The sequence below is a fragment of the Flavobacterium sp. genome (assembly GCF_027482425.1).
GTDB lineage: Bacteria > Bacteroidota > Bacteroidia > Flavobacteriales > Flavobacteriaceae > Flavobacterium.
Map to the genome: position 1 here is coordinate 1 of NZ_JAIXWA010000070.1, position 21,678 is coordinate 21,678.

At 44.1% G+C, this 21,678-nt stretch carries 21 protein-coding genes; 15 read left to right on the forward strand and 6 right to left on the reverse strand.

What is annotated here, in order from left to right:
- Positions 1-487, reverse strand: a 487-nt coding sequence (locus Q0037_RS09845) for a hypothetical protein (RefSeq protein WP_297517678.1), incomplete at its 3' end; no start/stop codon positions are given.
- Between the two features lie 107 nt (positions 488-594).
- On the opposite strand from Q0037_RS09845, the gene Q0037_RS09850 reads away from it, so the two are divergent.
- The 6 genes from Q0037_RS09850 (at position 595) to Q0037_RS09875 (ending at position 5,448) form a co-directional block, all read left to right on the forward strand.
- A complete protein-coding gene (locus Q0037_RS09850) occupies positions 595-1,443 on the forward strand; it encodes a copper resistance protein NlpE N-terminal domain-containing protein (protein ID WP_297517681.1) in 849 nt (282 codons plus the stop codon).
- 16 nt (positions 1,444-1,459) lie between these two features.
- Positions 1,460-1,876: a Holliday junction resolvase RuvX gene (gene ruvX, locus Q0037_RS09855; protein ID WP_297517684.1), complete on the forward strand. Its 417-nt coding sequence runs from the start codon at positions 1,460-1,462 to the stop codon at positions 1,874-1,876.
- A gap of 57 nt (positions 1,877-1,933) precedes the next feature.
- Positions 1,934-2,521: a peptide deformylase gene (def, locus tag Q0037_RS09860; RefSeq protein ID WP_297517687.1), complete on the forward strand. Its 588-nt coding sequence runs from the start codon at positions 1,934-1,936 to the stop codon at positions 2,519-2,521.
- A 45-nt stretch (positions 2,522-2,566) separates the two neighbouring features.
- Positions 2,567-3,040: a DUF5606 domain-containing protein gene (locus Q0037_RS09865; RefSeq protein WP_297517690.1), complete on the forward strand. Its 474-nt coding sequence runs from the start codon at positions 2,567-2,569 to the stop codon at positions 3,038-3,040.
- 82 nt (positions 3,041-3,122) lie between these two features.
- Positions 3,123-3,896, forward strand: a complete 774-nt coding sequence (mazG, locus tag Q0037_RS09870) for a nucleoside triphosphate pyrophosphohydrolase (protein ID WP_297517693.1) — start codon at positions 3,123-3,125, stop codon at positions 3,894-3,896.
- Positions 3,897-3,993: 97 nt separating this feature from the next.
- Positions 3,994-5,448 (forward strand): APC family permease, encoded by a 1,455-nt coding sequence (locus Q0037_RS09875; RefSeq protein WP_297517696.1) that lies wholly within the window; start codon positions 3,994-3,996, stop codon positions 5,446-5,448.
- Between the two features lie 658 nt (positions 5,449-6,106).
- Here Q0037_RS09875 and Q0037_RS09880 read toward each other — a convergent pair.
- Positions 6,107-6,787, reverse strand: a complete 681-nt coding sequence (locus Q0037_RS09880; RefSeq protein WP_297517699.1) for a Crp/Fnr family transcriptional regulator — start codon at positions 6,785-6,787, stop codon at positions 6,107-6,109.
- A 123-nt stretch (positions 6,788-6,910) separates the two neighbouring features.
- Here Q0037_RS09880 and Q0037_RS09885 point away from each other — a divergent pair, with 123 nt between their 5' ends.
- The 9 genes from Q0037_RS09885 (at position 6,911) to Q0037_RS09925 (ending at position 15,967) form a co-directional block, all read left to right on the forward strand.
- Positions 6,911-9,325: a heavy metal translocating P-type ATPase metal-binding domain-containing protein gene (locus Q0037_RS09885; protein ID WP_297517701.1), complete on the forward strand. Its 2,415-nt coding sequence runs from the start codon at positions 6,911-6,913 to the stop codon at positions 9,323-9,325.
- 58 nt (positions 9,326-9,383) lie between these two features.
- A complete protein-coding gene (ccoS, locus tag Q0037_RS09890; protein WP_073363810.1) occupies positions 9,384-9,578 on the forward strand; it encodes a cbb3-type cytochrome oxidase assembly protein CcoS in 195 nt (64 codons plus the stop codon).
- Between the two features lie 2 nt (positions 9,579-9,580).
- Complete coding sequence (ccoN, locus tag Q0037_RS09895) at positions 9,581-11,758, forward strand: cytochrome-c oxidase, cbb3-type subunit I (RefSeq protein ID WP_297517707.1); 2,178 nt, start codon at positions 9,581-9,583, stop codon at positions 11,756-11,758.
- Positions 11,759-11,763: 5 nt separating this feature from the next.
- Complete coding sequence (locus tag Q0037_RS09900) at positions 11,764-11,961, forward strand: CcoQ/FixQ family Cbb3-type cytochrome c oxidase assembly chaperone (RefSeq protein ID WP_297517709.1); 198 nt, start codon at positions 11,764-11,766, stop codon at positions 11,959-11,961.
- Positions 11,961-12,896, forward strand: coding sequence for a cbb3-type cytochrome c oxidase N-terminal domain-containing protein (locus Q0037_RS09905; RefSeq protein WP_297517712.1), 936 nt, complete (start codon positions 11,961-11,963; stop codon positions 12,894-12,896). The genes Q0037_RS09900 and Q0037_RS09905 overlap by 1 nt, the downstream gene beginning before the upstream one ends.
- A 59-nt stretch (positions 12,897-12,955) precedes the next feature.
- Complete coding sequence (ccoG, locus tag Q0037_RS09910; protein WP_297517715.1) at positions 12,956-14,380, forward strand: cytochrome c oxidase accessory protein CcoG; 1,425 nt, start codon at positions 12,956-12,958, stop codon at positions 14,378-14,380.
- 180 nt (positions 14,381-14,560) lie between these two features.
- A complete protein-coding gene (locus tag Q0037_RS09915; protein WP_297517718.1) occupies positions 14,561-15,007 on the forward strand; it encodes a FixH family protein in 447 nt (148 codons plus the stop codon).
- 3 nt (positions 15,008-15,010) lie between these two features.
- On the forward strand, positions 15,011-15,712 hold the full coding sequence (locus Q0037_RS09920) for a sulfite exporter TauE/SafE family protein (protein ID WP_297517721.1): 702 nt from the start codon (positions 15,011-15,013) through the stop codon (positions 15,710-15,712).
- Positions 15,713-15,736: 24 nt separating this feature from the next.
- Positions 15,737-15,967 (forward strand): DUF465 domain-containing protein, encoded by a 231-nt coding sequence (locus Q0037_RS09925; RefSeq protein ID WP_297517723.1) that lies wholly within the window; start codon positions 15,737-15,739, stop codon positions 15,965-15,967.
- A 185-nt stretch (positions 15,968-16,152) separates the two neighbouring features.
- Here Q0037_RS09925 and hemN read toward each other — a convergent pair whose 3' ends face one another.
- The 4 genes from hemN to Q0037_RS09945 form a co-directional block, all read right to left on the reverse strand.
- The gene (hemN, locus tag Q0037_RS09930; RefSeq protein ID WP_297517725.1) at positions 16,153-17,517 is read right to left on the reverse strand and encodes an oxygen-independent coproporphyrinogen III oxidase; all 1,365 of its coding nucleotides are present in this window, start codon (positions 17,515-17,517) and stop codon (positions 16,153-16,155) included.
- Between the two features lie 77 nt (positions 17,518-17,594).
- Positions 17,595-19,781, reverse strand: coding sequence for a DUF349 domain-containing protein (locus Q0037_RS09935; RefSeq protein WP_297517727.1), 2,187 nt, complete (start codon positions 19,779-19,781; stop codon positions 17,595-17,597).
- A gap of 118 nt (positions 19,782-19,899) precedes the next feature.
- Positions 19,900-20,658 carry a shikimate dehydrogenase gene (locus tag Q0037_RS09940; RefSeq protein ID WP_297517730.1) on the reverse strand — a complete coding sequence of 253 codons (759 nt, stop codon included), beginning with the start codon at positions 20,656-20,658 and terminating at the stop codon, positions 19,900-19,902.
- On the reverse strand, positions 20,658-21,678 hold a 1,021-nt coding region (locus tag Q0037_RS09945), incomplete at its 5' end, for a tetratricopeptide repeat protein (RefSeq protein ID WP_297517733.1). The genes Q0037_RS09945 and Q0037_RS09940, both read right to left, overlap by 1 nt.

Below are 21,678 nucleotides of genomic sequence, written 5' to 3' on the forward strand. Positions count from 1 at the left end.
CACTCAACCTAACAATTTCGCCATTGGGTAAGGGAAAAGTGGACTGTTTACGCAAGACTTTTTTCATTTTACGGGCGATTCCTCCTTTATTAATGTGCAGCGGCCCTTCGTTGGTATCCATGAATACCGTTCCCCGTTCGATAGCCTCAAAAATAGCTGTCAGCGGTTGTAGTAGTATACAATCGGTATCGAGATAGAGGAATGCCCCTGTATACTGTTGCAAGCACTGTTGCAGTACTTTGATTTTCACGCGATAGGGGTAATTGTTGGGTCCTTTGGCTTCGGTAAGTACTTCGGGAGTCAGCGGATGGTACGTTATTTTGAGGGGAAGCTGCGGTTGAAGGTACGCCGTATCGTCGGAGAAAATATGGATGTGAAATGTGGGGTTGGGATGTACACGCGCCAAGGATAGCAGTGCCCAAAGCAACTCATTTTGGTAATTCCGGTGTCCAAAAGCCACAAATACGAGGTGATGTGATGCATTCATCGTACAAAGATACCCATCCTTTGGCTGAGCAGCCCTGTAAAGTTTACACATTTTTTAAGAAAATAATTCTGCAATCTACTTAGTTTTGAACGCAAAATGATTTCCCTATGCGATACTTTGTTTTCCTATTAGTTCCCCTAGCGCTCTCCTTGTTTTCCTGTACATCCAAAGAGGCCAAAACGGAACCTTCTCCCCAAACTAAACCGAACGTAATTTCTGCCAAGCAAACGTTGGATTATCTCGGCGTTTACAAAGGGGTTTTGCCCTGTGCCGATTGTGAAGGGATAGAGACGCTGTTGGAATTGCAAGACACCACCCGTTTTGTCCTAACCACCCGTTATTTGGGCAAGTCAGAAACCCCTTTTGTGGTTCGCGGCACCTATGGTTGGAATGCCAACGAAACGCAGATTCAACTTGACAATCAAAAGGGTGGACCCTATGCGTATGCCGTTTTGGAGGGAAGTTTACAGCAGTTGGATTTGCAGGGAAAACCCATCACGGGCGATTTTGCGTCGCGCTATCGTTTGACGAAAATGAAAAAAGATACACAAACTGGAGAATTGTTGGTGGCCAAAGAAGCTACTGTGGTCAAAGGTACTACGCCTGCCGCCCCTGTTGCCTTTGCTTTAGCGGGTACCGAGTGGCGTTTGCACACCTTGTTGAAAAAGAAAGTTCGCACTTCCAAAAAACCATTTACCTTGACGTTACTGTCCAAAGACGCCCGTTTTACCGCGTATATGGGTTGCAATCAAATCGGAGGCCAGTACATCATGCCCTCGGTCGATGGGTTGGCTTTTACCGCGGTGATTTCGACCAAGATGGCCTGTCCCGATGATCAAGTCGAGGCTACGTTTGTCAAATTATTATCGCAAGTCGATGCCTATTCTATTCAAAAAGACCAATTGCTGCTGCGTCAAGGGAAAACGGTATTGGCACAATTTTCTGCGGCCAAATAATCCGTATCTTTGTCGCATGCCACGAATTTTAGCCCTTGATTACGGACGCAAACGTACGGGAATAGCCGTTACCGATGAGTTGCAAATTATTGCCTCAGGACTCACGACGGTCGATACTGCGCAATTATTTCCTTTTTTGGGGGATTATTTTAAAAAAGAGGACGTGCGAAGCGTTTTAATTGGCGAACCCAAACAGATGAACGGTTTGCCCTCGGAAAGTGCCCCATTGGTAGACGCTTTTGTGGTGCAATTTCAAGCCACTTTTCCTGAAATCCCAGTGGTGCGCGTGGACGAGCGTTTTACCTCAAAAATGGCTTTTCAAACGATGATTGATAGCGGACTCACGAAGAAGCAACGTCAAAATAAAGGATTGGTTGATGAGATAGCCGCCACCATTTTATTGCAGGATTATCTGAGCCGTAAAATGATATAAATCCTTTATCGGCGCTGTTTTTTTTGCTACTTTTGCCCCATCTTTAAATATACATTCATGATTTTACCCATCGTTGGTTACGGCGATCCTGTTTTACGAAAGGTTGGGGCATCCCTTACCCCTGATTACCCGCAGTTATCCGAACTCATTCACAACATGTACGATACCATGTACAATGCGTATGGCGTAGGGTTAGCCGCGCCTCAAATTGGATTGCCGATTCGTTTGTTTGTCATTGATGCCGAGCCGTTTGCCGATAGTGAATCGCTTAGCGCGGAGGAAAGTGCCCAACTGAAAGGATTCAAGCGCACCTTTATCAATGCCCAAATTCTCAAAGAGGAAGGCGAGGAGTGGGGGTTTAACGAAGGCTGTTTGAGTATTCCCGATGTTCGCGAAGATGTATACCGAAAAGAACGGGTGACTTTGCAGTATTGCGACGAAAACTTTATGGAAAAAACCGAAGTTTTCGACGGATTAATTGCGCGGGTGATTCAACACGAATACGACCATATTGAAGGAATTTTATTCACCGACAAAATTTCAATGTTGAAACGCACGTTGATTAAGAAAAAACTTCAAAATATAATGGAAGGTAAGGCGCGTCCCGATTATCGCATGCGTTTTTACAACAAAAAAGGACGTTAATACAAACAAATAAATATATTTGCCCCCATTAAAAATACACTCAGTATGAAAATTGATAAAATATTGGCCATTTCTGGAAAACCTGGGCTTTATGAGTTGAAAGTACAAACCCGTTCAGGTTTCGTTGCCGAATCGTTGTTGGATGGAAAACGAATCACTGTGGGCTTGCGCAGTAACGTGAGTTTGTTGTCGGAGATTTCGATGTATACCTATACCGAAGAAAAACCTTTGGTAGAGGTGTTGCGCGCTATTGCACAACTGGAAAACGAAGGGCCGGCCCTTTCCCACAAAGAGGATAATGCCAAATTGATTGCCTATTTTGAAACCGTGTTGCCCGATTACGATCAGGATCGCGTCTATGCGTCGGATATCAAAAAAGTGTTGAACTGGTACAATATTTTGCAAGCCAAAGGGATGGTTTCGAAAGAGGAGCCAACGGTTGAAAACGCTGAAGAAGTCAAAGAACAAGTCGTAGAGGCGGTGAAAGCCAAAAAGAAAACGACGAAGAAAAGCGAATAAAATTCACGTGGTGAACTAAATATCTCATATCCCGATCGATTTAACGGTCGGGATTTCTTATTTTTACCCCAAACCGAATCCTATGCATACCCGCGAAGCACAACTGCAAGCCTTCAACCGATTGCTCGATATCATGGACGATTTACGGGAAAAATGTCCCTGGGATAAAAAGCAAACCCTCCAGTCCTTACGTCATTTGACTATTGAAGAAACCTATGAATTGGGCGATGCTATTCTCGATAATAATCTGAAAGAAGTTAAAAAAGAGTTGGGCGATCTCCTGTTGCATATTGTTTTTTATGCCAAAATTGGAAGTGAAACCCAAGCTTTTGATATAGCCGATGTGGCCAACGAAATTTGCGACAAACTCATCCATCGGCATCCGCATATTTATGGCGATGTAGAAGTGGCCGATGAAGAGGAAGTGAAACGCAATTGGGAAAAATTGAAGTTGAAAGAGGGGAAGAAATCTGTGCTGGAAGGTGTGCCCAATGGGTTACCTGCGCTGGTGAAAGCCAGTCGGGTACAAGATAAGGCGAAAGGAGTTGGTTTCGATTGGGAGCAACCCGAACAGGTTTGGGAAAAGGTTCAAGAAGAATTACAAGAATTGCAGGAAGAAGTGGCGACAGGCGACCAAGACCGTATCGAATCGGAATTTGGCGATGTGCTGTTTTCAATGATCAATTACGCTCGGTTTTTGAATATCAATCCCGAAGATGCCTTAGAACGTACCAACAAAAAGTTTATCAAACGCTTTCAGTATTTAGAAGAAAAAGTCAACGCTATGGAGAAATCTCTAGCCGATATGACCTTGGCGGAGATGGATGTGTATTGGAATGAGGCGAAGAAGATTTGATGATTTGAAAATTTGAAAATTTGAAAATGAAACTTAATAACAACTAACGACTAACGACTAACGACTAACGTCTAAAGTCTAACGTCTAACGACTACTATGGAAAAACACGAATTAAAACGCACACTCGGACTCATTGATGCGACCAGTTTGGTGGCGGGATCAATGATTGGTTCGGGGATCTTTTTGGTAACATCAGCCATGGCCCGCGATGTGGGTTCGGCCGCTTGGATTTTGGTATTGTGGTTTGTGACAGGGCTCCTTACCATGTCGGCGGCATTGAGTTATGGGGAGTTGGCGGGTATGATGCCGAATGCCGGGGGACAATTTGTGTATATCCAACGGGCGTATGGTAAGTTGGTTTCCTTTCTCTACGGATGGACCGTGTTTACGGTGATTCAAACGGGGGTGATTGCGGCGGTTGCGGTGGCGTTTGCCAATTATACGGCGGTATTTTTTCCGGTGTTGGAACAAAAGATTTTTACCTATGAAAGTTTTGTGTTTACCAACAAACAAATCTTGGCGATACTCAGTATTTTTTTACTTACTTATATCAATACCCGTGGGGTTCAAAACGGGAAGATTATCCAATTGGTGTTTACTTCGGCCAAGTTGATTGCACTTTTTGCGTTAATCATTCTCGGGTTGTACGTAGGCTTGCAGTCGGAGGTGATTTCGGCGAACTTTGCTACGGCCTGGGATGCCAAGAAAACGGTGGAAAACGACGGCACGCTGACAGTCTCGGTGTTGAGTGGCGTGGCGTTGTTGGGCGTTATGGGGGCTACCATTATTAATCCGTTGTTTTCGAGTGATGCGTGGAATAATGTGACATTTATTGCGGGGGAAATCAAAGACCCCAAGCGGAATATTCCCCGTAGTTTGTTTTTAGGTACTTTGATTGTGACTATTATTTATTTGTTGGCGAATGTGGCCTATCTTTCGCTTTTGCCCTTACACGGTTCGCCCGACGGAGCTACCGTAATGGAACGCGGGATTATGTTTGCGGCCGAAGATCGTGTGGGTGCTGCCGCGGCCAGTGTGATTATGGGGAATGTAGGGGTGTTGGTTATGGCGGGCTTGATTATGGTATCGACGTTTGGGTGTAATAGCGGACTTATTTTGAGTGGCGGTCGTTTGTTTTATGCCATGGCGCAAGACGGTTTGTTTTTTAAAAAAGCAGGCGAACTCAATGACAAAGAAGTGCCGGCACGGGCGTTGTGGGTACAAGCGATTTGGGCTTCTTTTCTGTGCATGACCGGTAAGTATGGGGATTTACTCACCTATGCTACCTTTGCATCCTTATTGTTTTACATTTTGACGATCGGCGGACTTTTTATCTTGCGTAAGCGTGAACCCGATGCGGAACGACCGTACAAAGCTTTCGGTTATCCTTTTGTACCGATACTGTATATGTTGATTACGGTGGCAATTTGCATGGCCTTACTGATTTACGACACCCGTAACGCGGGCTTAGGCTTAGGCATTGTGGCCTTAGGCGTACCAGTATATTATGTGTTTTTGCGGAGCCCCCTAGCCCCCAAAGAGGGGATTTAGATTAAGGATTAACGATTTTTGATTGTTGAATTTGATATTTGAATTGGTATTGGCATCCTGTTTCTATTTAATTCTTTACTTTTTGTCTTGACGGAGGAGAGTCGTAAGACACATAGTCCTAAGTCGTAAGTGGATTAGTCGTAAGTCATTTTAGCAATCAGCGATCAGCTCCGAAGGGTCGGGATCAGTGTTCAGCCATTAGCTTCCTCACTTCCCAAAGTAAGTCTTTTCTCTTGCTTCTTTGCTTTTTTTTCTATAAGGCCGAGGGCATTCTGAGGGAAAGGAAGTGAATACAACATGGTGCACTTTTAGACATTAGACTTTGGACGTTAGCGTTACTAGTGGCCCCCTAACCCCCAAAGGGGGAATAGTGATCTGCCTATGCCGGCAGGCAGGCTAGTAACTAGTGATTAGTCGTTAGTCAAGGAGTACGTCTTAGAACGCTCATTTATAATTTAAAATTTATAATTCAAAATAGCCAAAAAAGGGTCTTTCTTCTTGCTTCTTTCTTCTTGTTTCTTCCTTTTCAACCCCAAAGGAGGCTCATTTTCAAATTGGATGTTGTACTGAAGAACATCTGCGTTAGAAGGCTCATTTATAATTTAAAATTTATAATTCAAAATAGCCAAAACAGGTCTATCCAACCCTCAACATTCAATCAGTCGGCCATTCGCTTGAGTTTTTGGCGTTCTTTCAGAGCGATTTTCTTGCCGATGAGTTCGATATACCCCAGTTTGTTGAGTTCTGATAGAAGGCGTATGCAACTCTCCGTGGCCGTGCCAATCATGCCCGCGAGTTCTTCACGAGAGAGCTGAAGGCACAAGGTGCCGTCGTCGTTTTTGCCAAAATTATCCTCGAGGTACAACAAGGTTTCTGCCAAGCGTTCTTTGACTGTTTTTTGCGCCATAGTCACCATGTGGTCGTCGGCCTCGCGTAGGTCGCCACAAATGGTACGCATCATGTTCATCGAGAAATTGTTGTTTTTGTTGAAAAATGACATGATTTCCGATTTAGGAATGAAGCAAACCTGCATTTCTTCGAGCGCAACGGCACTTAAATTGGCAGGTTCTTCGCTTATCAAGGAGCGTTGCCCGAGCAATTCGCCCGGTTTGACCAACTTAACAATTTGGTCTTTCCCGTTGGAACTCAGTTTCGACATTTTACAGACGCCTTCTTTGACGCAATATACCCCATTGATGCTTTCGCCTTCTTCAAAAATGGCCTCTCCTTTTTTGATGGTGTACGATGCTTTACACTCCGCCATATGCAAGAGTTCGTCTTTGGTAAGTGCTTTCAGGGAACTGAATTCCCGTACAATGCACTGTTCACATTTCCCCATAAGCGAGTGTTTTTGTTTTTGTTTTTTGTGATTCAAATGTAGAAAAATATTCGCATGACAAATATCATATTTTACAAAATGCGGTTGTGTGACCTTTGTTACAGGTAAAAAAATGAGCAAATTATGGACACAATGCACTGTTATCATTGTGGCTTGACAATTCAAAACAAGGAGGGTATTGTATTTGAGGAAAAAGAATTCTGTTGTACCGGTTGTAAAACGGTGTACGAAATCTTTCGTCAAAACGATCTTACGTGTTACTATGATTTTCAAGCCGCACCCGGGGCCACTCCCTCGGATATTACTGGAAAATATGATTTTTTAACCGACGCCACCATCGTCAGCAAATTACTCGAATTTGAAGAAGCTTCCACCCATATTGTTTCACTGTACTTACCGCATATTCACTGTAGCTCGTGTATTTGGATTTTGGAAAATCTACACAAGTTACACCCGGGTATCGGCAGCGCGCAGGTAAACTTTCCCGCCAAAAAAGTACGAATCTCCTACCATCCCGAACAGATTTCCCTCAAAGCCTTGGTCGAATTGTTGAGTTCGATCGGCTATGAACCCTACATTAGTCTGGAAAATTACGAAGGGGACAAACACAAAATCGACCGCTCGTTAATCTACAAAATCGGGGTGGCCTTCTTTTCTTTTGGGAATATAATGCTATTGTCTTTCCCCGAGTATTTTGAAGTCGAGGAGTTTTGGATCAACCAATACCGCGGTTTCTTTCGCTGGTTGATCTTTTTTTTGTCCTTACCCCCTTTGTTGTATTCAGCCAGTGGCTACTATGTTTCGGCGTGGAAAAGTATCCGTGCCAAAATGCTCAATATCGAAATCCCAATTGCATTGGGCATTATTGTGATGTTTGTGCGCAGTACGGTCGATATCATTATGGATTACGGCCAAGGTTTTTTTGACAGCATGTGCGGCCTGATTTTCTTTATGTTGTTGGGGAAATTGTTTCAGCAAAAAACCTACAATTTCCTCTCTTTTGAACGCGATTACAAGTCGTATTTCCCCATTGCGGTGACCAAAATAAATCCCAACGGCGCCGAAGAACCCGTGCAAGTCTATGCCATTGAAAAAGGCGATCGCTTGTTGATTCGCAACCAAGAGTTGATTCCCGTGGATGGTATTTTGATCTCGGAAAAAACGGCTATCGATTACAGTTTTGTCACCGGGGAAGCGGTTCCAATTGAAAAAAAGTCGGGCGATAAAGTCTATGCCGGCGGGAAACAACTGGGGAAAGTTATCGAAATGGAAGTCTTGTTCTCGGTTTCCCAAAGTTACCTCACCCAATTGTGGAGCAATGATGTGTTTCAAAAGAAACTGAAGTCCAAACACAAAAACATAACCGATCGCATCAGCCATTATTTTACGCCTGCTTTATTGTTGTTGGCCTTCCTCTCATTTGGTTATTGGATTTTCATCGATACCGACACCGCTTTTAATGTGTTTACCGCCATTTTAATCGTAGCCTGCCCCTGTGCATTGGCGTTGACGGCTCCTTTTACGTTGGGCAATGTGTTGCGGATTTTGGGCAAACAAAAGTTGTATTTAAAAAATGCCCAGGTCATTGAACAAATGGCGCAGGTCGATACGATTGTTTTTGATAAAACGGGAACCATTACGACCAATAAGAAAACGGCCATAACCTATGAAGGAAGCCCACTTGAGATGCACGAACTTTGGTGGTTGAAAAATACCCTTCGCGGCTCCAATCACCCCTTGAGTCGACGACTTTACGAGTATTTACCGCCCCAAGACAAAGCAACGGTCACCCATTTTGAAGAAGTAACGGGCAAAGGGGTATTTGCAACGGTGGAGGGTCATTCGGTCAAATTGGGTTCGTCTCAGTTTTTACAGCATCTCAGTGAAAACACCCACAAAAAAACCAAAGTGCATGTTGAAATGGATGGCGTATACAAAGGCAGTTATGTGTTCAACAACCAATACCGCGAAGGTCTGGAGGCTTTGTTTGAACGCTTGAATGCTTCCTATCATTTGGTCGTGCTCTCGGGCGACAACGATGGGGAACGTCGGATTTTGGAAAAAATGTTGCCTGCTGGAACTACTTTGGTGTTCAACCAAAAACCCGAAGCAAAGTTGGCTTATATCGAGGCTTTGCAACACGAAGGCAAAAACGTCATGATGGTAGGAGATGGGCTAAACGATGCCGGTGCTTTGGCCCAGAGTAATGTGGGCATTTCGATTTCAGAAAATGTGAATGTGTTTTCTCCCGCCTGCGATGGGATATTGGATGCGTCTCAGTTTTCGAAAATCGGCTATTTCATGCAATATTCCCGCCATGCGATGAAAATCATCTACATGAGTTTTGCAATTTCACTCTTATACAATGTCGTGGGATTGACGTATGCGGTAACAGGAAATTTGTTGCCCATCGTGGCGGCGATTATTATGCCATTGAGTACGATTACCATTGTGAGTTTTGTCACCTTGATGAGCAATGCGTATGCCCGTGAACGAATTTTTGAGGCGAAAAAAACAGTGAAAAATGCAGCGGAATGATAAATGTCATGTTTTTAGCCAAGGGGTGAATCTAACTTTGTTAACACAAATTTAAGGTATGAGTGTCATTTATTTTTTAATCAGTATCAGTATCGTCGTGGCCGTTTTTTTCTTGGTGGCCTTTATCAAAGCGGTACAATCCGGTCAATACGACGACGATTATACACCGTCGGTACGTATGTTATTTGACGATGAAATTATCAACACAACGAAAAACAAAAATCAATTAAATATAACCGAAGAAAAACAATAATTATGGAAATGCAACAATTTCATTACGACAACAAGATTGTTCGAAATTTCATCTATGCCAGTATCGTTTTTGGGGTGGTAGGGATGCTCGTCGGATTGCTTCTGGCGTTCCTCTTTATGTTCCCGAACCTTACCAGTGGTGTCTCTTTTTTGAGTTTTGGTCGCCTTCGCCCGTTGCATACCAATGCGGTGATTTTTGCCTTTGTGGGGAATGCCATGTTTGCAGGGGTGTATTACTCGATGCAACGCTTGCTGAAAGCCCGCATGTTTAGCGATGTTTTGAGCAAAATTCACTTTTGGGGCTGGCAGTTGATTATTGTAGCGGCCGCGATTACCTTACCGTTAGGATACACGACTTCTAAAGAATATGCCGAATTAGAATGGCCGATAGATATTGCCATTGCGCTGATTTGGGTGGTCTTTGGCATCAATATGATTGGAACCATTATCAAACGAAGAGAGCGTCACATTTATGTCGCCATTTGGTTCTATATCGCGACTTTCGTTACGGTAGCGGTGCTTCACATTTTCAACAGTTTTGAATTGCCTGTAGCCGGCTTAAAATCGTATTCCGTTTACGCGGGGGTTCAAGATGCCTTGGTACAATGGTGGTACGGTCACAATGCGGTGGCATTTTTCTTGACTACGCCGTTCTTAGGAATGATGTACTATTTCGTTCCCAAAGCGGCCAACCGTCCAGTATATTCCTATCGGTTGTCCATTATTCACTTCTGGTCGTTGATTTTTATTTACATCTGGGCGGGTCCCCACCACTTGTTATATTCAGCGTTACCCGATTGGGCGCAAAATCTTGGGGTAGTATTCTCGGTGATGTTAATTGCACCGTCTTGGGGTGGTATGATCAACGGATTGTTGACCCTTCGTGGGGTTTGGGATAAAGTACGTACCGATGCCGTGTTGAAGTTCTTCGTGGTTGCGATTACCGGATACGGGATGGCTACGTTTGAAGGGCCGATGCTTTCTTTGAAAAACGTCAATGCCATTGCCCACTTTACCGATTGGATCATTGCACACGTTCACGTGGGGGCTTTGGCTTGGAACGGATTCCTGTCTTTCGGGATGTTCTATTGGTTGGTTCCTCGTTTGACCAAAACTAAGTTGTTCTCTGAAAAATTGGCCAATTTCCACTTCTGGATTGGCACCTTAGGGATTATTTTCTATGCCTTACCTATGTATGTATCGGGATTCACCCAAGCGTCATTGTGGAAACAATTCAAACCCGACGGAAGTGCCTTACAATATGGAAACTTCCTGGAAACCGTGACGCAATTGATGCCGATGTATTGGATGCGCGCCATAGGGGGTACCTTGTATTTGATTGGGGTATTGGTGTTGGTGTACAACATTGTGATGACCGTTCGCAAAGGTGCTGCCGTAGCCGACGATGTTGCAGAAGCTCCTGCCTTAGCGCCCATCAGTCCCAACCGATTGAAAGGCGAAGGCTGGCATGCTTGGTTGGAACGTAAACCGGTTAAATTCTCATTGTACACCACTTTGGCCATTTTAATTGGTGGGGTAGTGCAAATATTACCTACCATTTTCGTAGCGTCTAATATTCCTACCATAGCTGCGGTAAAACCCTACACACCGTTGGAACTAGAAGGGCGTGATTTATACATCCGTGAAGGTTGTGTGAGCTGTCACTCGCAATTGATTCGTCCGTTCCGCTCCGAAGTTGAACGTTATGGCGACTACTCCAAATCGGGGGAATACGTGTACGATCATCCCTTCTTGTGGGGTTCAAAACGTACAGGACCCGATTTGCACCGCGAAGGCGTAACGGGTAAACCATTTAACGGTGGACGTCCCGATGTGTGGCATTTTAACCACATGTATGATCCCCAAAGTATTTCTTCGGGTTCGATTATGCCGCGTTACCAGTGGTTGATTCACGACAAATTGGATACGCATTTGACCCAGAAAAAAATGGAAGCCATGGTTTCTTTAGGGGTACCGTATTCTCCAGAAGACATTGCCAATGCGCCCCAACACATGGAAGCACAAGCCAAAAAGATTGAAGCGAGTTTGATGAAGGATACACAAATCCAAAAATCATTTGGAACAGAAATCAACGTTCCACTGAAGGATCGTGAAATTATTGCCTTGATTGCTTATTTACAACGCTTAGGCACGGATACCGCTGCTAAATCTAAACCTTAATTGACATGTTGAAGTTTGTAAAACATAATTTGGAAACGATTGCCGGGGTAGAGATTTACCCGATTATTTCCCTTTCGATTTTCTTTACAGCCTTTGTGTTGTTTACCGTTTGGGCGATGACCTACAGCAAGGAAACCTTGAATACCGTGAGCAATCTCCCTTTAAACGACAACGAATCACTAACTGAAAAACATCATTTCTAATGAAAAAATTATTTCCATCCTACGTACGCGTGCCCTTACTCTTTGCCATTGTGCTGGTCGCTTTGGAGTATTTCATTGATTCGGGTGATAGACCGGCTTTTGTGAAGTATCCCATGGTAGCCTTGTTTTTGGCGGTTTTTCTCTTCCTTTTGGTCGCCATCGAAATTGTAGTAAGTGCCGTAGATAAAGTCACCTATTATTTATTGACCGACGAGCAAAAGAAACAGCTCGAGGAGGCGCAATCTCTTTCGTTTGTGGAAAGCCAATGGTACCAACATTGGATGTCGAAACTCACCCGTTCGAAAGCCGTCGAGCAAGAAGCCGATGTGATGCTCGATCACGATTACGATGGTATTCGCGAACTCGATAATGTATTGCCACCGTGGTGGGTGTACCTTTTTTATGTGACCATCATTTTTGCGGGGATTTACCTCGTGCGCTACCATTTCTTTGGTGGTGAGAACCAAGCGCAAGAGTTTGAAACGGAAGTGGCTCTCGCCGAAGAGGAAATGTTGAAATTCAAAGGCAACAGTCCCAAAGAAACGATTTCATTCGATCAAGTTACCGCTTTGACCGATCCGGCGAGTTTGTCGAAAGGGCAAGCGATTTATAAAAATGTATGCGCTGCTTGTCACGGACCCGAAGGCGGTGGATTGGTAGGACCCAATCTTGCCGATGCCCATTGGTTAAACGGCGGCGGTATCAAGAATGTATTCAAAGTCATTCACGACGGTAGCCCTCGTAATCCTACGATGGCCGCTTGGGGGAAAACCTTGGATGCCAAAGACGTTCAAAAAGTGGCGAGTTATGTTTGGAGTTTGCAAGGGACAAAACCTGCAGGTGCCAAACCAGCCGAAGGCGATGTATGGAAAGACGATGCTGCTCCCACAGCCGATGCTTCCAAGCCTGCGGATACGATTCCAAGCGCAAAATAATCATTTACGGGTCCCAAGGCGACGCGGGACCCTATAGCTAAACCCAAACCCTAATTATCATGGCCAGTCCGTTGCATGACGACAGTTTCCGCGATACGATAGCTACTATCGATCAAAAAGGAAAACGCGCCTTTATTTTTCCCAAAAAACCTGTGGGACGGTATTACGATCGCAGAAAAATAGTAAGTTATCTCTTGTTGGTGTTTCTCTTCGGAGCGCCGTTTGTAAAAATCAACGGCCACCAATTTTTGCTCTTTAACGTTCTTGAACGTCGCTTCAACATTTTCGGATTCCCATTTTGGCCCCAAGATTTTCACTTGTTTGTGATTTCGATGATCATTGGGGTAGTGGGATTGGCCCTCTTTACGGTGGCCTTTGGACGAATTTTTTGCGGATGGTTTTGTCCCCAAACGATTTTTATGGAAATGGTGTTTCGCCGCATTGAATATTGGATTGAAGGCGACCGTAACCAGCAAATTCGTCTGGCTAAGCAAGCATGGGATGGCGAGAAAATTCGTAAACGCGTTACGAAATGGATCGTGTTTTACCTGATTTCATTTGCCATTGCCAATGTCTTTTTGGCCTATTTGAAAGGCAGTGATACCGTTATCGCTTTTATCAAAGAAGGTCCCAAACACAATACATCAACCCTCATTGCGGTATTGATTTTCTCGGCGGTATTTTATTTTATCTACGCTTGGTTTCGCGAGCAGGTATGCATTATTGCGTGTCCGTATGGACGTTTGCAAGGCGTGTTGTTGGACAATAAATCAATCAATGTAGCCTACGATCACGTGCGGGGCGAGGGGGAAGTGGGACGTGCCAAATATGTCAAAGACGAAGACCGTACGGCTGTGGGTAAAGGCGATTGTATCGATTGTAAAGCCTGTATTCATGTATGTCCCACGGGCATTGATATTCGCAATGGAACCCAACTCGAATGTGTGAATTGCACCGCTTGTATTGATGAATGCGATACGATTATGGAGCGCGTTGGCTTGCCCAAAGGTTTGATTCGTTATGCCAGTGAAGATGAAATCAACAAGAAGGAGCCGTTTAAGTTTACCCTTCGTATGAAAGGGTATGCGGCGGTATTGATGATTCTTACGGGTATTTTTATCGGAATGCTTTTCCTACGGAACCAAGTGGAAGCTACGCTATTGTCGATGCCTGGGCAGTTGTTTTTGCAAGAAAAAGATACGATCATCAATATATACAATTGCAAAGTGGTCAACAAAACTACCACCGATTTCAAAAAGGTCACGTTCAAGTTGGTCGACCCTTCAGTAGGCGTGATTCAATTAGTAGGAGCCTCATCGCTGAAAATTCCCGCCGACGCGCTAGGGGAAGCGACGATGTTTATCAAAATCCCCGAACGTTTGCTACACGATGAGAAACTCGTGCTGAAAATTGAGGTGTATGAAGGCAATGAACGGATTGAATCGACCACTGCGAATTTTAACGGACCGAGGAGGTTTGATTAATTGGCAGTGTACAGCCCCGAAGGGTCGGGATCAGTAAGCAATATGCAGTGTTCAGCCCCGAAGGGTCGGGAGCAGTGTACTGTAAACAGTAAGCAGTAAACAGTCAAATGTCCAACGTCTAAAGTCCAACGTCTAAAGTCTAAAGTCTAAAGTCTAAAGTCTAACGTCAAAAAAAAAACAATGAAAATAAATTGGGGAACCGGAATTGTCATCGCGTTTATACTCTTTATGAGTTTTATCTTATTCTTTGTATTTCGCGTGCAATCCAATTCAAAATACGATAACGAATTGGTCGTCGAAAAATATTATTTGAAAGAGCAAACCTTTGAGCGGGATTTAGAACGCGAGAACAATGCTTTGCGTCTCAAGGAGAAAGTGGTATACACCAAAACGCCAGAAGGCATTGCGGTTGCTTTTCCACCCTCATTTGATTGTACAAAAATTAGTGGAAAAGTGTCCTTTTACAGACCGTCTAGTCAAAAGCTCGATTTCGAAATTCCGATTTCGTTATCCAGTCCACATTTGCTCATACCTAAAAGCGCTTTGGCAGACGGTCGTTGGGACATTTCCATTCAATGGAATTACGAAGGCAAAGAATACCTTAGCAAGCAAACCTTATTTTTTTAACCCATGTTGATCGCGGCTTTTTATCTCGGAATCATTAGCAGTTTGCACTGCATCGGCATGTGTGGCCCGATAGCCTTACTCTTACCTGTCGATCGTTCGAATACGTCCCGTAAAGTGCTGCAAATTTTGTTGTATCACTTGGGTCGATTGACGTCGTATGGGGTGCTGGGACTCGTGGTTGGACTTCTCGGCCGTGGCTTTTACCTCGCCGGAATGCAACAGCAACTGTCCATCGTGATTGGGATTTTAATGATTGCCATCGCATTGATTCCCGAAAAGGTCTTTGCCCGATACAATTTTTCACAACCCGTTTACCGAGCCATTGCAGCGGTCAAAAGTCATTTGGGACAACAGTTTAAGCGTAAATCCCCCGATGCGTTGTTTACTATCGGACTCTTGAACGGGTTTTTGCCCTGTGGAATGGTGTATGCCGCTTTGTTTGGGGCTTTGGCCATGCCGCGACTAACCGAAAGTGTGGGATACATGCTTTTGTACGGTTTGGGTACGGTACCGTTGATGAGTCTGGTGGTGTATGTTCAATCGTTGATTACGGTTCCGGTGCGGCAGCGTCTACAACAACTCATTCCCGTTGTGGCGGTAGGTATCGGCGTCTTGTTTATTATACGCGGAATGGGGTTGGGCATCCCGTATATTTCGCCCACAACTACCACGCTATGGGTGCAAGCCCAAGCCAATTGTCATTAATTTAAACACTAAAAATCAATAGGTATGGAACGACATAGTTTACTACACGAATTTCCCGAACTCGCCGAACGCATCCAAACGTTGAAAGTTAGCGATGTTCATTTTCGCAAATTATTTGATGCTTATGACGAATTGGAGCATCAAATTCACCGCATCAACACCGGCGAAGAAGTGGTTACAGACGAACACGCTCATGTGTTGAAAGCAAAATTACTCCATTTGAAAGACGACCTTTACCGTCGCTTGCAAACGTAATTTTTTGGGTTTAGAATGAAAAGCACGCTAGGAGGCGTGCTTTTTTGTTTTGAATTTTAATATTTTAAATTTTGAATGGGGATGGTAGAAAGTCGTAAGTCGTAAGTCATAAGTCGTAAGTAGTGAGTAATCAGTCAACAGTCTTTACGCACCTGATATAGACATTCCTTCACAGCTCACTCCCCTTAAACCGTCATCGAAAACAACTGGGTTTGCGGAGCGGAACGTTGCAAATGCAAGTCAAAGGCCATACAAATGTTACGGATAAAGGGTTTCCCTTTTTCGGTGACCACCAGGTGATCCAGTCCGATAATCACCAACCCGTCCTGTTCCATCTCTTGTAATTGTGCCAAAACCGTTGGAATTTCCTTGAAATAGCGATCTTCGGTTTCCCATTGGGTTTCAAAATGGCACATTAAATCGAGAATATGACGGCGGATAATCAGGTCCTCCTCGGTGAGAAGATGACCCCGAAACACAGGGAATTCGTTGGCCTCCAAGCGGGCATAGTAGGTTTCTAAAACCTTTTCGTTTTGCGCAAACCCATACCAACTATCACCAATCGACGAAACTCCCAATCCGATCATCACTTTGGTTTGCGTGTCAGTATACCCCATGAAGTTCCGGTGCAAAGTGCCGTTTTCAAAGGCATGGTACATCGCATCGGTGGTTCGTGCAAAATGGTCCATACCAATTTCGTGGTAGTGATGTGCCAACAAGCGTTTTTTCCCTTCTTCATACAATTGCCGTTTCACTTCGTCACGCGGTACATCTTGTTCTTCAAATCCGCGTTGGCCATTGCCTTTCATCCACGGGACATGCGCATAACTGTAAAAGGCGAGGCGGTCGGGGAGTAGGGATTTGGTTTTGTCGATGGTGTCTTCTACGTCGGCCAGGGTTTGAAACGGCAACCCAAAGATGATATCATGTCCGATGGACGTATACCCAATTTCCCGGGCCCAAAAAGTGACTTTTGCCACTTGATGAAACGATTGTACGCGATGAATAGCTTTTTGAACGGTAGCCGAATAATCCTGCACTCCAAAGCTCACGCGTCGGAAGCCAAGGTCGTACAACACTTGTAAATGTTCGCGAGTAGTATTGTTGGGATGCCCTTCGAAGCTAAATTCGTGTTCGGGGACTACATGTGCTTCCTTCAAAATTCCGTTGATGAGTCGCTTAAGATTTACAGCAGAAAAAAAGGTAGGCGTACCACCCCCTAAATGGATTTCGCGTATGTGAGGTTTCTTGGGCAATAGTTCACAGTACAAATTCCACTCTTTCAATACCGCCTCGATATAAGGATGCTCCACCTCATGCCGCTTGGTAATGCGTTTGTGACAACCACAAAATGTGCATAAACTTTCGCAAAAGGGGAGATGAATATAGAGACTAATGCCTTGCGTCGCATTGGTCTCGTGAAAAGCTTGCAGCAAAGTATTGAGCCATCCTTCGGTGCTAAAAGTCGCATCATTCCAGTAAGGAACTGTAGGATAACTGGTGTATCGGGGTCCCGGCACGTTGTATTTTTGAATGAGAGAAGTGGCCATGGCTACAGAATTTACCCCAAAGATAGGATGTGGCCATGGTGTAGGGTATGATATTTATCATGTCAAAAAAAATCCGCTTATTCAGCGGATTCTTGTTGTTGTTTTATCAAAACATTAATTTGTTTAAGCTTCTCTTTCCAAGTGGCTAAATCGGATTTATGGCGCTCAATGTTTTTCTTCACTTCGTTGACAATGGGATTGTTTTTGGCATTTTGGAAGAATTGAATATTGTTTTCCAACTGGAAGATTTCATGCTGCACTTCGTCAATTTTACGCATGATGAACAATTTTTCATTATCCAACTTGCGACTGCCATCGCCCGCTAAGGTTTCCAATTTGCTTGAAAAACGATGCATCTCACCTTCTTTTTTGCTGGCGCTTAATTTTTCAAACAAGGCATCCAAAATTTTGTTGAATTTCCCTTCGATGTGACGGCGGTTGAAGGGAACTTTACCAAAACTCTTCCATTGTTCGATATGCGCTTTAATGGCATCTAAGTCGGTTTTGTGATCGCCCACCAATTCAAAAGAACGCAATTGTTCTAAATACGCTTTTTTTTTGTTAAACGCTTCCAATTCGACCGAATTCTCTTCTTTTTTGCTGTCTTTCAAGCGGTCAAAATAGGTATTGCAAGCGTCTTTAAATTCTTTCCACAAACTGTCAGAGAATTTGCGGGGCACATGGCCAATCGTTTTCCACTCCTCCTGAATTTGTTTCATGATGGGCGTTGTCGCGGCAAAATCATCGGCGTTTTTCAATTCATTGGCTCGAGCGACCAAAGTTTGCTTGCGACTCAAATTGTCGTTTTGACCCTTTTTAATGTCCTTGTAGAAGGAATTTTTTAAAGCGTTAAAATTACGAACGGCTGTTTTAAATGCTGCCCAAGTCGCTTCATTCACCTCTGAAGGTACTTTGCCGGTGGCAAAAAAGGTATTTCTTAACGCTTCTACTTTGGCAATTTGTTGCACCCACAAGGCATGGCTGTCCACACGCTCGGTAGCAAGTACTTCCAAAGCGGCAATGATTTCTTGCTTTTTCGCTAGATTTTCCTGCTCGCGTTTACGGAATTCCTCTGAGAGTGATTCGCGTTTGTCATGCATTTGCTTGGTAAGCTCGCTAAAACGTTGCCACAAACTCTCACGAACGTCTTTGGAAACAGGGCCAATATCTTCTTTCCAAATGCGGTGTAGATCTTGTAACTCGCGGAAGGCTTTGTTGATATCGCTTTCTTGGGTTAATTCCTCTACGCGTGCGATAATCCGTTGCTTTTGCTCTAAATTATTTTTGAATTCCAAATCACGCGCCTCACGGTCCAAATGCAAAACATCATAAAAGTTTTCCAAATGGAAGTGGTAGTTGTTCCAAACGTGATTGTATTTGTCTTTTGGGATAGGACCCGCATTTTTCCAGCGTTCGCGAATGTCAGCAAGCTGTTTCAAGGCTTGGGCAATATTACCTCCGGATTGGGCTACCACATTTTTCAATTCTTCAACCAAAGCTTCACGCTTTTCCAAATTGGATTTTAACGCATTTTGTAACGATTTGAAATGGGCATTCTTTTTGTCACGGTAGGTGGTATAAAGCGTGTCAAATCGCTTTTTTAATGGAAAATCGTAATGGAAATCTTCAGTAGTATCGGGGTTTTCCGTCAAAAACTCATCGCGTTTTTCATCGATAAAATGGTGGAATTTGGAAAGGAAGGCTTTGCGAACTTCTTCCACATGCTCACGAACGGTCATTACGTGCTCAACAGCTACCAAGCCTTCTAAAGCGGCTACCAATTGCTCCATAGAAAACGCATCATAATCTTCCATCGGAATCTCGTGACGTCCCTTTAGGGTTTCATCTTCACTTTCTTCGGCATTGGCTTCAGCGATAGCCGAAAGGGCTTCCTCATGGGTTTCAGGGGCAGCGGGTTCCTGACTTTCTTCGGTAGACACCGCTTCTATGGTTTCAGAAAGAGCCGTTTCTTCGCTTTCAGGGGTTGCTTCCGCTGCTGTGATTTCATTCGATGCCTCAGCAGTTTCATGCGCTACAGGAGCATCGGCTTCTTCACCAGAAATCACCTCTATTTCAGGTGTTTCTTTTGTGTCTTCCGATAAAGCAGCTTCCACTTCGGTATCGGGAATCGGACTCTCCACAGGGGTTGTTGCTTCGGGTGCTGTTGCGTTTTCGGGCGTATTCGCGTCTACATTCGCTTGGTTTTCCATTCCATCTGAACCGTCCATTTCGGGATTCAGGTTGTCATTCACTACTTCAGACATTCGTTTAGGTTGTAGGGGTTATACAATAATTAGGGCGAAAGATACTAAAGTAGTCCTAAAATTCAAAGTAAAACCCGTGATTCTGTGCGTAAAGAAGTTGAAAAGACTGGATTTGCGTCTATACGGAGGTATTGTTCCAGATTTCCCAAGCCTTCTCTGCTTGGTGAACCAGCATCGAATACCCATTTTCAATCGAGGCGCCTTGTGCTTCAGCTAAGGTTAGAAAACGGGTTTTAGGTGGATTGTATACCAAATCAAAAGCAAGGTGAAGCGGCGTAAAATGAGCATAGGGTATTGGGGGACAAGCCTCTACATCGGGATAGGTTCCCAAAGGCGTACATTGAATGACAAGAGTGTGGGCGTGCATGATTTCGGGGGTGATTTCGGCGTAGGAAAGGGTTTCCTTTTCCCCTGAACGACTGACTACAATGTAGGGTATGCCTAAATGCTGAAGGGTGTAAAGTATAGCTTTGGCTGCGCCTCCAGTTCCCAAGACAAGGGCATGTTGATGGTGCGACGTAAGATAAGGTTCTAATGCTTTTTGGAATCCGTACCAATCGGTGTTGTGGCCTAGGGTTGTTCCGTCGGGGAGCCATTGAATCGTGTTTACAGCCCCAATTTGGCGGGCAATGGGATCCAAATCATCCAAAAAAGGAATGACCGCTTCTTTATAGGGAATGGTCACATTTAAGCCATTCAGTTGGGGTTGGGTTTGAAGTAATGTTTTAATGTGAGACGCCTCGGGCAAGTCGTAGTTATCATACCGACAGTCCTGCCATTGCGGAGCCTCAAACTTTTGCGCAAAATACCCACGAGAAAAAGAATAGTCAATGTTTCGTCCCAAAAGGCCAAAGCGTTTTTCGGAAGAATGGGCCATTATTTTCGGTATTTTCGAAGTGCTTTTTGGATGCTATTTAAATCCATCACTTGCGGAAACAACTCCTCCAAAAGCTTGTAATGAGTTGCATTCAAGCGCAAAGCATTGGCGAGGTGAAAGCTTCCTTTTTCTTCCATTTCCAAGCTGAAATATATACCGGCCATACGGTACTCGATTTCATAGGCTTCGGGAAAGTATTCGCTCGCTTGAAGTAGCGCAAGGATTGCGTTATCGTTTTCTCCCATTTGACACATCATGTCTACCCAAAACAACCAAGTATCCAATTCGTAATCCCCAAACTCAACGGCTTTTCGGTACCCGTTTTCGGCTTCTTCAAATAAAAAGAGGGCTTTATTGATGGTAGCATACCGTTTCCAGTAGCTGCTGTTTTGATCGTCAATACCCAAGGCTTTATTGACATAATAAAGCGCTTTGGAGTAATTTTTTTGACGAATATAAAAATCGGTGATCGCTATCCAACCCTTGTCCAATAAAGGGTCTTCGTGAACCGTTTGATTGAAATATTTTAGCGCAGCCACTTTGTTGCCCACTTTTTCGTAGCATTTGCCAATACGCAATAAAGCATACGAAGTGGGGTCATCTAAAGCAAGGGTTTGTTCGTAACTTTCAATCGCTTCTTCATAACGTTTTAAACGTTCCAAGGCTTTCCCTTTTTCCATGAATGCGCCTACAAAAGCTTCATCAATAAAGGTTGCAAATTCAAAAGCGCGCACCGCATTTTCGTAGTCTTTTAATCCATAATACAAGCGCCCCGATTGATGCCATGCAATTTCACTGTAGGGATTTCGATCGATATAGGTTTTCAAATAGTCGATTGCGGCTGCATTTTGATCGAGAAATTCAAAACAATACACCACATTGTACAAAGCCGATTGATCTGAAATATCCTCTTCCAAACATTTAATAAAACACGATTTGGCCGATTCCAAATCATCCATAAACAAATATTCCATCCCCATCAAGTTGTAGACATCGGCCTGGTCATCGGTGAACTCAAGA